The sequence below is a fragment of the Kineosporia sp. R_H_3 genome, from assembly GCF_002198675.1.
Lineage (GTDB): Bacteria > Actinomycetota > Actinomycetes > Actinomycetales > Kineosporiaceae > R-H-3.
Genome location: NZ_MWLL01000124.1, coordinates 1 through 14223, shown reverse-complemented (window position 1 = coordinate 14223; position 14223 = coordinate 1). Strand labels below are relative to the sequence as shown.

Annotated in this window: 10 protein-coding genes; 4 read left to right on the top strand and 6 right to left on the bottom strand. The window is 76.2% G+C overall.

Annotated elements, in window-relative coordinates:
* From ECOMGDLI_RS12365 to ECOMGDLI_RS12350, 4 genes are all read right to left on the bottom strand, one after another.
* A partial coding sequence (locus ECOMGDLI_RS12365) for a DUF4011 domain-containing protein (protein ID WP_143447677.1) occupies window positions 1-2565 on the bottom strand: 2565 nt, incomplete at its 3' end.
* The gene (locus ECOMGDLI_RS12360) at window positions 2562-3779 is read right to left on the bottom strand and encodes a M48 family metalloprotease (protein WP_088317139.1); all 1218 of its coding nucleotides are present in this window, start codon (window positions 3777-3779) and stop codon (window positions 2562-2564) included. The genes ECOMGDLI_RS12365 and ECOMGDLI_RS12360, both read right to left, overlap by 4 nt.
* Before the next feature lie 163 nt (window positions 3780-3942).
* Window positions 3943-4839 carry a hypothetical protein gene (locus ECOMGDLI_RS12355; RefSeq protein ID WP_088317138.1) on the bottom strand — a complete coding sequence of 299 codons (897 nt, stop codon included), beginning with the start codon at window positions 4837-4839 and terminating at the stop codon, window positions 3943-3945.
* A 49-nt stretch (window positions 4840-4888) separates the two neighbouring features.
* Window positions 4889-5491 (bottom strand): RNA polymerase sigma factor, encoded by a 603-nt coding sequence (locus ECOMGDLI_RS12350; protein ID WP_198954797.1) that lies wholly within the window; start codon window positions 5489-5491, stop codon window positions 4889-4891.
* 637 nt (window positions 5492-6128) lie between these two features.
* On the opposite strand from ECOMGDLI_RS12350, the gene ECOMGDLI_RS12345 reads away from it, so the two are divergent.
* The 3 genes from ECOMGDLI_RS12345 to ECOMGDLI_RS12335 all read left to right on the top strand — a co-directional run bounded on the left by ECOMGDLI_RS12345 (window position 6129) and on the right by ECOMGDLI_RS12335 (window position 8769).
* Window positions 6129-7082, top strand: coding sequence for a GGDEF domain-containing protein (locus ECOMGDLI_RS12345; protein ID WP_088317137.1), 954 nt, complete (start codon window positions 6129-6131; stop codon window positions 7080-7082).
* Window positions 7083-7146: 64 nt separating this feature from the next.
* Entirely contained in the window at window positions 7147-8100 is a 954-nt protein-coding gene (locus ECOMGDLI_RS12340) for an alpha/beta hydrolase (RefSeq protein ID WP_088317136.1), read from the top strand.
* A 39-nt stretch (window positions 8101-8139) separates the two neighbouring features.
* Window positions 8140-8769: a hypothetical protein gene (locus ECOMGDLI_RS12335; RefSeq protein ID WP_088317135.1), complete on the top strand. Its 630-nt coding sequence runs from the start codon at window positions 8140-8142 to the stop codon at window positions 8767-8769.
* A gap of 78 nt (window positions 8770-8847) precedes the next feature.
* On the opposite strand, the gene ECOMGDLI_RS12330 is transcribed toward ECOMGDLI_RS12335, so the two are convergent.
* Window positions 8848-10701 carry an acyl-CoA dehydrogenase gene (locus ECOMGDLI_RS12330; RefSeq protein WP_088317134.1) on the bottom strand — a complete coding sequence of 618 codons (1854 nt, stop codon included), beginning with the start codon at window positions 10699-10701 and terminating at the stop codon, window positions 8848-8850.
* Window positions 10702-10864: 163 nt separating this feature from the next.
* Here ECOMGDLI_RS12330 and ECOMGDLI_RS12325 point away from each other — a divergent pair, with 163 nt between their 5' ends.
* Complete coding sequence (locus ECOMGDLI_RS12325; RefSeq protein WP_088317133.1) at window positions 10865-11365, top strand: MarR family winged helix-turn-helix transcriptional regulator; 501 nt, start codon at window positions 10865-10867, stop codon at window positions 11363-11365.
* Between the two features lie 24 nt (window positions 11366-11389).
* On the opposite strand, the gene secD is transcribed toward ECOMGDLI_RS12325, so the two are convergent.
* Window positions 11390-13828, bottom strand: a complete 2439-nt coding sequence (gene secD / locus ECOMGDLI_RS12320; RefSeq protein ID WP_369812739.1) for a protein translocase subunit SecD — start codon at window positions 13826-13828, stop codon at window positions 11390-11392.
* Window positions 13829-14223: the final 395 nt, after the last annotated feature.

Sequence of the window (14223 nt, the reverse complement as noted above, 5' to 3'; positions counted from 1 at the left end):
TGCGAGGAAGCGCCCCGGGCTCGCCGCGAGGACCGGCTCGGCCCCGGTGGAGGCGAGGGCGGCGGCGACCCGGTCGACGACCGGCCGGGCCGCCCACCAGGCGGCCGCGGTCGGCAGCATCCGGCGGACCGCCGGCAGGGCGCCGTCCGGCCAGGCCTGCGCCCGCAGGTCGACGAGCCGCTCGAGGAGCTCACGGGTCGTCGGACCGCCGCCGGTGGTCGGGGCGCCGACGGCGCTCTCGTAGCCGCGCACCCGGGAGAGCTCGGCGTCGATCGCCGCGACGACCTCCCGGCGGGCCCGCTCGACCTGCTCGAGGTCGGGGCCCTCGCCGGCGGTCCAGGCCTCGTACGTGTCCCGCAGGCCGTGGACGAACGCCTTCTTGTCCGCCTGGCTGTCGTGGATGAGGCAGGTCAGCTCGTCGAGGCCCTGCTGGCGCAGCCGGGCGTGGACGACGTCGATCGCCGCCCGCTTCTGGCAGACGAAGAGCACCCGCAGGCCCCGGGCGACGTAGTCGGCGACGAGGTTCGTGATCGTCTGCGACTTGCCGGTGCCCGGCGGGCCCTGGATGACGAACGACTCGCCCTCGCGCGCCCGGGCGACGGCGGCGACCTGGGAGTCGTCGGCCGGGACGACGAGGTACCGGTCGGTCAGGGCGAGCTCGCGCCGGTGCGGCGGGTCGAGCGGGCGCGGCTCGAGCGAGAAGACCCGGTCGAACGCCGCGCACGTCGTGCCGCCCTCGACGAGCTCGGTGAAGTCCCGGACGAGGGACATGGTGCGGTAGTTGAGGTTCGCCACCGTCAGCGCGCACAGGTCGACGTCCCACGCGTACGGGTTGCCGGCCGAGCGCCGGTCGAGGCTGTAGGTGTCGGTCTCGCGGACGACGCCGGTCGCGGCCGTCGCGGGGCCCGCGGCCGCCGGGTCGGCCGCGTGCGCCGTCGCCGGGTCGGTGCGGGGCGCCTCGCCGAGCACCGTGCCGAACGGCGCGGGCCGGTGCGCGACCCGGTCGCGGAAGAGCTGGATCCCCAGCGGCGCGTAGTCCTTGCGGCGGTAGGAGTAGGCGCACGAGCGCCGGCCGACCTCGAGCCGGCCCGCGCCGGACCGGCTGCGCGCCGCGGCCCGTTCGAACGCGTCGAGCCGCACGAGCGCCCGCTGCCGGACGAGCTCGACCCGCGGCCGGTCCTGCAGGGTCAGCGTGACCGCCGGCTCGGACGCCGCGATCTGCCGTGCGAGGTCGGCGTGCAGCCCGGCGACGCCGCCCGACCCGTCACCGGACCGGTCGTCGGCGAGGTCGACCCGCTCCGGCAGGGTGAGCCCGTAGAGCACCGAGAGCTGCTGCCGCAGAGCGGGGTTGACCTCGGCGGTCGTCCCCTCGGCGGTGAGGACGTAGCTGTCCCGGACGCCGCGCTTGCGGGTGAGCGTCACCGGCAGCAGGAGCAGCGGGGACGAGATCCGCTCGTCCCGCTCGCCCTTGAGGTCGTGCCAGCGCAGGAACGCGACGACGAGCCGGAGCTGGGCGGTGCCGTACTCGGCGCGGTCGCGGCGGGCCTGCGCGATGATCCCGTCGAGGATCGCCGCGGCGTACGGGGCGTCGTCCCAGCGCAGCACCGAGCCGAGCACGAACCCCTTGCCGGACAGCACCTTCTTCGCGACCGCGGGGGTCCACGTGAAGAGCTGCTCGGGCCGGATGTTGCGGACGTCGAGGAGCAGCGGCACCGACGCCTCGGTGAGGTCGAGCGACTGCCGGCTGCTGCGGAAGTGCACGAGCCGGTTGCGCCGGGAGAGGTCGAAGAGCCTGTCCCGCAACGCGACGAGGACGGCGCGGCGGCGGTCGGCCTGGGCGCCCGCCCCGGCGAGCACCTGGCCCAGGTCGAGGTCGACCGGGGCGTCCCGGTAGTCCTCGAGCCGGTCGGCCAGGGAGAGCACGTCCTGCGCCCGGTGGTGCCGGTCGGGGTCGGACATCTGGGTGGCGACCTGCGCGACGACCGGGTGGATCCGCGGGTTGAGCGCGAAGAGGTTGCCGCGCGCGGCGGCGAGCCGCTCGACGTCCTCGACGAGGCCGAGGTCGAGGCCGCACGCGAGCGCGCAGAGCAGACCGCCGAGGTTGGCGACGTCGGTGAGCGCGTCGTGGTGGCCGAGGACGTCCTCCCAGGTCTGCCAGCCGGGCACGAGGACGGGCCGGGTCACGTCGTCCGGCGTGAGCAGGTCGGGGTCGAGCGGCTCGAGGACGTCGCCGCGGTACCGCGCGTCGCCCGCGGTGACGTCGTGGGTCACGGCGCCGCGACCGGTGACCTCGACGGCACCGGACTCCTGCGGCCGTTGGACGGCGCCGAGGCGGGCGTCCTCCCGGTGCGGCGGGCCGGCGGCGGCCGGGTCGACGAGCAGCCGGTAGCGCTCGTCGGCGGTCACGCCGGACAGCCCGCGCAGCGGCGCGACCAGCCCGTGGGCGTGCAGGTCCGCGACCTGCCGCAGGAGCGGCACGAGCGCGGCGACGAGGTCGTCGGCGCCGAGGCCGCCGCGCTCGCGGGCGAGGTCGACGAGCGACCGGACGGAGGCGTGGACGGTCATGCGGGGCCTCCGGCGGCGGCGACGAGCCGGTCGAGGGTCGCCGCCGGGACGAGGCGCTCCCGGGCCGCGGCGTCCGCCACCGCGGCCCCGAGGCCGGTCGAGGCCGCGAGGGCGAGGGCGGCGCGCAGGCCGCCGTCCTCGAGGTCGGGGTCGACGGTCGCGAGGTCGAGCAGGACGTACGCGAGGTAGCGGCGGGTCGCGTCGGTCGCCGAGGCCGGGACCGCGAAGGTGGCGGCGGCGCCGGGGGTCGGTGCGACGTCCGGGAAGAACTGCCGGGCGTGCGCGAGGACGGCGTCGGTCGCCAGGGCCGGGTCGGCGAGCATCGCCTCGACGACCCGCCGGGTGAGCGTCTCGAGCCGCTCCCGGTCGAGCAGGTCGAGGGCCTCGAGGTCGAGACCGGTGCCGAGGACGGCGGCGACCGCCTCGTCGCCCTCGTCGGGCGACCGCGACCACGCCTCGAGCGCCCAGGCCCGCAGCACGGTCTCCGGGTGGCTGCGGCCGGGGGCGGCGCCGGCGGCCGGGTCGACCGAGCGGGCCTGCGCGAGGAAGGCGTCCGGGTCCGCCGAGGCCAGGCCGGTCGTCGTCCGGACGAGGGCCGCGACCGCCGTCCGCAGGTCCCCGCACGCGAGCAGCGCGCCGCGGTCGGCCGCGAGCTCGGTGGCCAGGCTCCAGCGCCGGGCGGTCTCGGCCCAGACCGGGGGCGTGCGGGCGTCGAGGGCGACGGCGTCCAGCAGCCGGTCGGCGACGAGCAGGGCGGCGCCGTCGAGGCGCCAGAGCACGTGGTGCGCGAGCTCGTGCCCGAGGACGGCGGTGAGCTCACCCGGGCCGAGCAGGTCGAGCAGCGGGCCGGAGAAGGTCACGACGGCCTCGCCGGGGGTGAAGAGGAGGGCCGCGTTCGCGCCGGCCCCGCCCTCGAGCTGGTGCGTGCTCACCGGCACGTCGACCCCGAGCGCGGCCGCCGCCCGCCGGGCCGCGGCCGCGACGTGCGGGTGGGCGGCGGGGTCGAGCCGGTACGCGCCGCGGCGCAGGGCCTCGTCGAGGCCGGTGCCGTCGTCGGCGTCCGCGGCCTGGGCGAACGACGCCCACGACGCGGGCTCGAGCATCCGTACCCGGTGGGCGACGGCCCGGTGGTACGGCAGTGCGTCGAAGCCGCGCGTCCCGCCGGGGACCGGCGTCGCCTGCGTCCCCGGCCCCTCCGGCAGCCCCGTGCTCACCCGGCGCACTGTAGTGCGGGCCTGCGACGGTCCCGGGGACGCCGCCCGGACAGCGCTGCGGCGGGCGACCGGGGGGCACGGTCGCCCGCCGCAGCGGGATCGGAGCTGGGTGAGGGGGACCCGGCTCCCGGAGGTCGCGGTCCGCCGGGCGGGACCGCTGCGGTCAGCGGCCCGTCCGGGTCTGCGACGGGTGCTGCGTCGGCGAGCGGTCGGGCGCGCTGCGGCTCGGCCGGGCGGTGGGCCGGTCGGTCGGGGAACCGCTGGCGGCCGGGCGGGTCGCGGGCTTCGTGCCGGACCGGGTCGGCCGGTCGGACGGCGACCCCTGGGCCCTGCGGGTCGGGTCGGCCTTCGGGCAGCCGGGCAGGTGCCCGGGGTCGGCCTTCGTGCAGAGCTCGGCGACGAGTGCCGCGCAGTAGGCCGCGACCCGGTCCTTGCCGCCCGCGGCCCGGGCGAGGTCGGCGAAGGGCACCCCGGCCTTGACGGGGGACGGCGTCGCCTTCGACCGTCCGGCGCCGTAGGCCCAGCAGGCGACGAGCTGCTTCTCGTGCGTGGCGCGGTGGGCCGTGCTCCGCGTCCGGGTGGCCGACGGGGTGCCGGAGCGGGTCTCCCGGCCGGACGGCGTGGTGCCCGGGCGGTCGGACGGCGAGCCGGCCGGCGACGCGTGCGCGGCCGGGGTCGCGGCGTGGTGGTCGCCGCCGGGCACGAGCGGCATCCCGGTCGCGGCCATGGCGACGCCGCCGAGGCCGACCGTGAGCACGCTCGCGGCAAGGACCTTGACGGCGAGCAGGCGCCGCAGGGCAAGGGTTCGCACGGGGCTGTTCTCCTCGAGGGGGTGCGGGCCGGCGGGCGCGACGCCCGCCGCGGGGGCGGTCGACACGGCCCTCCGGAACGCGGCCAGCGCAGCCTGCTCACCGGGGAGCTCGGCGTCCGCCGGCTGCGGGCCGCGGGCGGCGGCGAGCAGCCCGACGAGGTCGTCGAACGCGGGGGAGGCGGGCCGGACGCCGTCGAGCAGCTGCTCGGACTGGCGCCGGCCGAGGCGGCGGCGGCTGAAGATGCTCATGTCACCTCCCTCAGCGCCGGGTGCGGCGGCGGCGTTACGCGTCGGCCCGTCACAGCGCCGCCCGCCCCCGGGACGGGTCCGCCCGTCGGGACAGCTCGGCGGCGAGCCGCTTGAGCCCGCGGTGCGCCGCGACCCGGACGGCGCCGGGCTGCTTGCCGAGCACCTGCGCCGCGGCGGCGACGTCGAGGCCGACGACGGCGCGGAGCATGACCGCCTCGGCCTGCTCGCGGGGCAGCGTGGCGACGAGGGCGATCGCCCGGGCGGTCGACAGCCGCTCCACGGCGTCCGCCGCGGTGTCGTCCCCGGAGGGGCGGTCGGTGAACGTGAGGACGTCGTCGAGCACGACGGGCCGCCGTCCGCGGGACCGGTGGTGGTCCAGGGCGCGGTTGCGGGTGATCGTCGTGACCCACGCCCGGAAGCCGTCGCCGTCGCCGCGGAACGAGGGCAGGTCCCGGGCGACGTGCAGCCAGGCCTCGGCCGCGACGTCCTCGGCGTCCGCACCGACGAGGGAGGCCGCGTAGCGCAGGACCCGCGGGTGGAGCGCCCGGTAGAGCCGGACGAAGGCGGCCTCGTCACCGGCGCGGGCCCTCGCGAGCACGTCGTCGAGCGCGTCCCGGGTCTGGTCGGGCGTCAGCGGTCGGCCCTCCCGCACGGGGCGTCCTCCGTGTCGTCCGGGGCGTTCCCGCGCCGGGCGTCCGTGGACGGCGGCGGCGGGACGCCGGTGCTCGGCGGGGGCGTGCCGCGGCACCCGGCTCGGGGCGCGCGGCGTCGTCCCCCGACGCTGGCAGTGGTCATAGCGCTCGGGGGCCGTCCGGCGTTACACCCGGCGTCCCGTGCGGGGCCCGGGGGCTCCAGGGAGATCACTCCGCGTGGCGGGTGGGTCCCGTGTGACCTGCGGTGACGCGTGTGACAGACGTGTCGGACGGCGTCCGGATCGGCCGCTCTGTCACGCAGGGTCATCTCGATGCCGAAGGTCTTCGGCGGCCGCCGCGGACCGCCGTCGGGTCTCCGTGAGGCCGTGACCACCCATCGTCACGGAACAAGATCCACAAACGTCTGAACGTGATCGATCATGAGCAGAAAGCGACACGCACTATTGGTGCGTACCACTCAAGAGCCTAGGATCATCATGAATCGCGCGACCGTCCGGCTACGGTTCCCCCACCGATGACGGACGACGTCAGGTGCGGTGGTCAGGCCCCCGGGCCGGGTGCCGCCCGACGTCCGCCGTGGTCGGTTGCCGCCGCGTCGGAGGGGCGCGGCGTGGCAACGACGGGCGAGGTGGTCGCATGGTGCGAGCGCGGGGTGTGTTCGGGCGTCGGCCGTCGGTCGCGTCCGACGAGGTGCCGTGGCGGTCGGTCGTGCCGGTGGCGCGCCGGGCCGCCACCCGCAGGCACGTCGCCCGCCGCTGCGTCGACGCGGTGCTCGACTCCGTCACCCGTCCCGGCGCCATGGCCCGGCGCCGTGCCGGGGCGGTCGCGCCCGGCGTCGACGACGCGACGGGGACGCCGCGGCTGCGCCGTCCGGCCCTGCTCCCGCTGTGGTTCGTCGGGCTGTCCGGTCCGCTCGCGGCGCTCGGCGTCGCGCTCGTCCACGGCCGTCCGGCCGCCGCGCTCGCCTCGGCGAGCGTGGCGATGCTCTTCGCGTTCGTCCTGCTCCGGGTCGCGCGGCTCGTGCGGAACGTCGAGCGGCAGGCGCTCGAGCTGCTGCGGCTGTCCGGCACCGACGCCCTGACCGGCCTGCCGAACCGCCGGGCCTGGGAGGAGTCGTACGCCGCGGTGCAGCGGCGCTGCGCCACGGCCGGCCTGCCTGTCGCCGTCCTCATGATCGACATCGACCACTTCAAGGCGTACAACGACAGCCGCGGCCACCTCGCCGGGGACCGGCTCCTCCAGGACGCCGGCCGGTCCTGGCAGGCGGCCCTGCGCCCCGGTGACCTGCTCGCCCGCTGGGGCGGCGAGGAGTTCGCCGCCTGCCTGCCGGGCTGCAGCGTCGAGGAGGCCCTCATCGTGTCGGCCCGGCTGCTCGCCGCGGTCCCCGACGGCCAGAGCGCCTCGGTGGGGCTCGCCGTCTCCGTGCTCGACGAGGAACCCCGGTCGATCGTCGAGCGGGCCGACGACGCGCTCTACGCCGCCAAGCGGGGCGGCCGCTGCCGGACCGTCGTCGCGCCGGGGGTCCCGGCGGCCCGCACGATCGTCCTCCCCGACCACAGCGAGGCGGCACCGACGGTCGCGGACGTCTGACGGGTCCGGGCGTCCCGCCGGACCCGACCTTGACAATGCTCGTTGGTACGGTTCTGCTGGTCCCATGGAGACCAGCCCGAGCCCCGGCGTGCCGACCTTCGTCCGGGAGGACGCCGCCTTCGAGTCCTGCGGCGTCCGCTGCGCCGCCTGGGTCTACCGCCCCGCCGGTGCCGTCGCAGGTCCCGGGGCCGGTGCCCGCCCCGCCGTCGTCATGGCGCACGGCTTCGGCGGTGACCGGCGCACCCGGCTGCCGGCCTTCGCGGAGCGGTTCGCCGCCGCCGGGTACGTCGTCGTCCTCTTCGACTACCGCACCTTCGGCGACAGCGACGGCCGGCCGCGGCGCCTGCTGAGGATCCGCCGCCAGCACGACGACTGGCGAAGCGCAGTAGCCTTCGCCCGCTCGCTGCCCGGGGTCGACGCCGACCGCGTCGTCCTCTGGGGGACCTCGCTGTCCGGCGGCCACGTGCTGCGGGTCGGTGCGCAGGACGGCCGCGTCGCCGCGGTCGTCGCCCAGGTGCCGCACGTCGACGGCCTCTCGAGCGCGCTGGCCCTGCGGCCCACGCTCTCGCTCGCGCTGGGGGTCCGAGCGTTCGCCGACCTCGCGCTCGCCGCGGTCGGCCGCGGCCCGCACTACGTGCCGTCGATCGGGGCGCCCGGGTCGGGGGCGGTGCTGCAGTCGCCGGACGCGCTGCCCGGGTGGAACCGGATGGCCGAGCAGTCCCCCGAGCACGTGCCGGTGGCCGGCGTCGTCGCCGCCCGGGTCAGCCTCGCGATGCCCTTCTACTCGCCGGGCCGGGCGGTGCGCGGGCTGCGCTGCCCGGTCCTCGTCCAGGTCGCGACGGACGACGTCGTCACGCCTCCGGGGGCGTCCCGGAAGGTCGCCGGGCGGATCCGCGACGTGCGGGTCCTGGAGTACTCCGGCGGCCACTTCGACCCCTACGTGCCGCCGCTGTTCGAGCACGTCGCCGCCGACCAGGTGGCGTTCCTCGCCGAGAAGGTGCCGGTCGCGGTGTCCTGACCGCCCCCGACGGGTACGCCGGGCGCGCACACTGGAGGGGTGCTCTTCGAGAAGCGCCTGCGCGACGGCCTCGCCGACGGTTCGGTGACGCTCGCCCTGCGGCGGTGGCGCCGTCCGCAGGTCGTCGCGGGCGGGGTGTACCGCACGGGTGGTGACGGGCCGCGGGTCCGGGTCGTGGCCGTCGACGTCGTCGCACCCCGGGACGTCACGGCGGACGACGCGGCCGCCGCCGGGTACGCGTCACCGGCGGACCTGCTCGCCGCCGTCCGCGGGGACGCCGACCTGCCGCTGTACCGGCTCCGGTTCGCCGTCGAGGAGGGCGCGGACCCGCGCGCGGTCCTCGGTGCCACCGCCGACCTCGGCCCGGACGACGTCGCTGACCTGCTCCGCCGGCTCGCGCGGATGGACGCCGCGGCCGGTGCGCCGTGGACGTCGGTCGTGCTGCGGCTCGTCGACAGGCACCCCGGGGTCGTCTCGACGGACCTCGCGCCCCGGGTGGGCCTGGCCGGCCTCGAGCGGCAGGAGTTCAAGCTGCGCGTGCGCCGGCTCAAGGCGCTCGGGCTCACCGAGAGCCTGCCCGTCGGCTACCGGCTCACGCCGCGCGGGCAGGCCCTGCTCCCGCACCTGCCGATGCCGGACCGCCGCCCGCCGCCGCGCTTCACCACCTGAGCCGCGGCGGGCCCGCACGCAGCGAAGCGCCGGGCACCCGTCGAAGGGCACCCGGCGCCTGCCGTCAGGGATGGTGCGTCAGAAGGCCGCCTCGTCGAGGTCCATGAGCGCGTTGTCCGTGGCCTCGGCGACCGCCCGCTCGGCCGCGATCCGCGGCAGCACGGTGCGGGCGAAGAAGCGGGCCGCCGCGACCTTGCCCTCGTAGAAGGGCTTGTCCTTGGCGGACGGCCCCTCGGCGAGCTTCGCGAGCGCGACCTCGGCCTGCTTGAGCAGCAGCCAGCCGATGACGACGTCACCGGTCGCCATGAGCAGCCGGGTCGTGTTCTGGCCGACCTTGTAGACGTTGCGGACGTCGCCGCCCTCGGCCCGCGGGTCGCTCGTCATGAGCGCGCCGACCATGGTGCCGACGATGCCCTGGACGTCGTCCAGCCCCTTGCCGAGCAGCTCGCGCTCGGTGCCGAGGGCGTCGTCCGCGCCGCCGGCCTTGACCAGCTCGGCGATCTGGCCCGCGACGTGCTGGAGCGCGGCGCCCTTGTCCCGCACGATCTTGCGGAAGAAGAAGTCCATGCCCTGGATCGCCGTCGTGCCCTCGTAGAGGGTGTCGATCTTCGCGTCGCGCACGTACTGCTCGAGCGGGTAGTCCTGGAGGAAGCCCGAGCCGCCGTACGTCTGGAGCGACTCGGTGCCGAGCAGCACCCAGGACCGCTCCGACCCGACGCCCTTGACGATCGGCAGGAGCAGGTCGTTGACCCGCTCGGCCATCTCGTCCCGGTCGCCCGCCGCGTCGGCGACCGCGATCGCGTCCTGCTGGGCGGCCGTGTAGAGCACGAGCGCGCGCAGACCCTCGGAGTACGCCTTCTGCGTCATGAGCGAGCGGCGGACGTCGGGGTGGTGCGTGATCGTCACGCGCGGCGCGGCCTTGTCGGTCATCTGCGTGAGGTCGGCGCCCTGGACGCGCTCCTTGGCGTACGCCAGTGCGTTGAGGTAGCCGGTCGACAGCGTCGCGATCGCCTTGGTGCCCACCATCATCCGGGCGGCCTCGATGATCTTGAACATCTGTGCGATGCCGTTGTGGGTGCCGCCGACGAGGGTGCCCACGGCCGGGATCCCGTCGACCTCGCCGAAGCGCAGCTCGCACGTCGTCGACACCTTGAGGCCCATCTTGTTCTCGACGTTCGTCACGAAGACGCCGTTGCGCTCGCCCATGGCGCCGGTCGCGAGGTCGACGTGGAACTGCGGGACGACGAACAGCGACAGCCCCTTCGTGCCCGGGCCGGCCCCCTCGGGGCGGGCGAGCACGAGGTGGACGATGTTGTCCTGGAAGTCCGAGACGGCTGACGTGATGAACCGCTTGACGCCGCTGATGTGCCACGTGCCGTCGGCCTGCTGCACGGCCTTCGTCGTGCCGGCGCCGACGTCCGAGCCGGCCTCCGGCTCCGTGAGCACCATCGTGGCGCCCCAGTGGTTGTCGACCATGTGCTTGGCCATCGTCTTCTGGTCGTCGTCGCCGAGCGCGTAGAGGACCTTGGCGAAGGCGAAGCCGGAGCTGAACATGTGCACGGCCGGGTTGCTGCCGAGCACCATCTCGGCCATCGCCCAGCGCAGCGACGGCGGGATCGGGGTGCCGCCGATCTCGGCGGGGACGTCGGCCCGCCAGAACTCGGCGTCGACGTAGGCCTGGTAGCTCTTCCGGAAGGACTCGGGGGTCGTCACCGAGTGCGTCGCGGGGTCGAAGACCGGCGGGTTTCGGTCGCTGTCGACGAGGGACGGCGCGAGGTCCTCGACCGCGAGCCGGGCGACCTCGGTGAGCATGTCGCGCGCGACCTCGACGTCGACGTCCTCGTACTGGCCCTGCCCGAGCACCTGGGCCCGCCCGAGGACCTCGAAGAGGTTGAACTCGATGTCGCGGAGGTTGGGCTTGTAGTGGCTCATGGCTGTGGCCCTCCATGTGTGTTACTCACGAGTAACCACATCATGCTACCCGTCGGTAACCTTGGCAAGCCCTCCCGGACGAAGGTCCGCCCCCGGGAGGCGGGCCGCCGGTTAGGTTCGCGGCACGCGACGGGCGGCGCATGCGCCGCCGCGAGGAGGTGCTGTGCGCGGGACCCGCACGCTCGAGGAGACCGAGCGCGCCGTCGCCGAGCACCTCGCCGGGATGCCGCTGGACCTCGCCGCGCTCGCCGCCCTGCAGAACCTGCACCGGGCCGCCGCCGCCGTCCGCCGCCGGCTCGAGCAGACCGCGCTGCGCGAGGCCGACCTGTCGTGGACGGCGTTCGTGGTGCTGTGGACGCTGTGGCTGAACGGACCGCGCGAGTCCCGGGACGTCGCCGCGGAGGTCGGCGTCTCGCGCGCCACGCTGAGCGGCGTCGCCGGCACCCTCGAGCGCCGCGGCCTGCTCCACCGGCACCCCGCCCCCGGCGACCGCCGGCTCGCGATCTTCGAGGTCACGGACGCCGGCGGCCGCCTCGTCGACGACCTGCTCCCCGGCGTCAACGCCGCCGAGTCCGCCGCGGTCTCCTGCCTCGACGACGCCGAGAAGGACACCCTCGGCGTCCTCCTGCACCGCGTCGTGCTCGGTCTGCCCCGGACGACGTAGTGCCGCCCGGGGCAGACCGCTGCGTCAGTCGGCGGTGCCCCGCTTCACCGCGCCGCCCTTGTCGACGAACGCGTACGGGTCGGTCGGGTCCTCGGCGTCCGCCCACCGGCCGCCGCGCCCCGACGCACCGGCACCGGCCGGCGTCCGCCGCGCAGCCGTGCCGGGGCCGCCCGGTGCGGCGCCGGCCCCGATCGGCCCGGACGACCCGAGCCGGCGCGCCCGCAACCGCTCGAAGACCGCCGCGAGCGGCACCGCCGTCGCGACCGTCGACCACGTGCCGACGACGAGGCCGGCGAGCAGCGCCAGCGAGACGTCGCGCAGCGAGTCGCCGCCGAGCACCGTGAGCGCACCGAGGATCGCCATGGCGCCGATGCCGGTGTTGATGGTCCGGGGGAGCGTCTGGAGCACGGCCCGGGAGGCGACCTTGGCGAACGGCTCCCCGGGACGCTCGCGCCACGTCTCCCGGATCCGGTCGAAGACGACGACGGAGTCGTTGACCGAGATGCCGATGATCGTCAGCGCGGCCGCGAGGAACACGCCGTCCACGGGGCGCCCGAGCCAGGCGAAGAGCCCGACGACGGCGACGACGTCATGGAGCATCGCGAGCACCGCCGCGAGCCCGAACGTCCAGCGGAACCGGAACGCCAGGTAGAGCAGCTGCGCCGCGAGGGCCACCCCGAGCGCGATGAGCGCGTTGTTCCGCAGCTCCTCGCCGAGGGTCGGCCCGACGAGCTCGTCGGACTCCTTCGTCACCTGCGGGTCGATCTGCTTCAGCGCCGCCTCGATCTGGGCCGCCTCGTCGTTGCTGATCGGACGGGTCCGGACGGTCACCTCCTCGCTGCCGCCCTCGCTCGTCGTCTGGACGACGGCCGTCGGGAAGCCGGCGTCGGCCACCGCCGCACGGGCGGTCGTCACGTCGATCTGCGCCGACGTCGAGTACTGCAGGAGCCGGCCGCCGGTGAACTCGACGCCGAGGTTGAGCCCGCGCAGCGCGACGCCCGCGAAGCTGGCGACGAGCACGAGCGCGCTGATCGCGAGGAACATCCCGGTGCGGCGGGACAGGTCCGGCCCGCGTTCCTCGACGAACCGGCGCACCCGGCCACTGCCGGCGACCCCGGTGATCCCGGGGTGCCGCACCGCCCAGCGGTTGCGCAGCGCGATCTCGGCGAGCACCCGGGTCACGACGAGCGCCGAGATCATCGACGCGATGACGCCGATGCCGAGGGTCACCCCGAAGCCGCGGACCGGCCCCGACGCGAGCCAGAAGAGCAGCCCGGCCGCGATGAGCGTCGTGACGTTCGAGTCGAGGATCGCGCTCCAGGCCCGGTCGAAGCCCGCGGTGAGCGCGCTGCCGAGCCGGGCCCGCGGCGTCCGGGCGGTGCCGCGCGCCGTCGTGGCGCTCGCGGCGTACTCCTCCCGGGCACGTTCGAAGACGAGCACGTTCGCGTCGATCGCGAGCCCGATCGCGAGGACGAAGCCGGCCAGGCCCGGCAGCGTGAGCGTCGCGCCGAGATACACGAGGACCCCGTACGCGATGAGCGTGTACGAGGCCAGCGCGAGCGTGGCGAGCAGGCCCACGAGCCGGTAGACGACGGTGATGAACAGCGCCGTGAGCGCCAGACCGATGATGGCCGCCCGGGTCGAGGCGTCGATCGCCTCGTCGCCGAGCGTCGGGCCGATGGTCCGCTGCTCGAGGACGTCGACCGGCAGCGGCAGCGAGCCGCCCCGGACGAGGGCGGCGAGGTCGCGGGCCTCGGCGTCGGTGAACTGGCCGGTGATCTGCGTGGAGCCGCCGCCGATGCCGACGTTGCACCCGATCGAGGGGTCGACCTGGGGCGAGGAGATGACCCGGTCGTCGAGGACGATCGCGACCCGGCGCTGCGGGTCACCGGGCTGGGCGCAGGCGGCGGCGCCCGTGAGCTGCTGCCACGCCGTCCCGCCGGGGCCGGTGAAGTCGATGGTGATGAACCAGCCCGGCCCCTGCTGCGGGTCGGTCTGGGGCGCGGCGTCGTCGACCGCGGAGCCGGTGAGGGCGGCCGGCCCGAGCTGCAGCGGCTGACCGTCTTCGTCGGCGAGGGTCTGCTCCTTCGACGGGTCGGTCGGGGTGGCCGGCGCGGCGGCCGGGTCGCGGACGGCGGCCGGGTCACCGGGCCCGAGCACCGGGTGGAAGGTCAGCTGCGCCGTCCGGCCGATGACCTCGGCCGCCTCGCGCGGGTCCTGGACGCCGGGCAGCTCGACGATGATCCGGCGCTCGCCGGAGCGGGCCAGGGTCGGCTCGGCGACGCCGAGCGCGTCGACCCGCTTGCGGAGCACCTCGAGCGCGCGGTCGGTGTTCTCCGCGTTCGCGACGACGCCGACGCCGTCCCGGGTCTGGAGCACGATCTGGGTGCCGCCGCGCAGGTCGAGGCCGAGGCGCGGCGGGATGAGCAGCGCGGCGGCGAGGCTCGCACCGACGACGATCAGCGCGGCGAGGGCCCGGACGACGGTGCCGCGGCCGACCGGCTCCTTGCGGCCGAGCGCGGCGTCGGCGGCCCGGCGGTCGCTCTTCCGGTCGGTCTTCGGGTCTGGCTTCCGGTCGCTCTTCTCGTCGTCCTTCGGGCCGCTCCGGGAGTGGAACGGGTCGTCCGGGGTCGGGTCGTTCTCGGCGTTCTTGGGCGTGCGTGGCACGGGAGGCCTCCGGGAGGTCGCGCCGCGCGGGTCGCGGCGGCGCTGTCGGACGGGACGCGGCTGCCGCGCGGCCCTCCGGTCGGAGGTCAGGCGCGGCGCGGGTCCGCCGGGGGCGACCGCCCGGGGGAGACGACGAGGGGCCGTCCCGCGGGCGGCGGGACGGCGACGGCGGTGTGCCGCAGGGGGGTGAC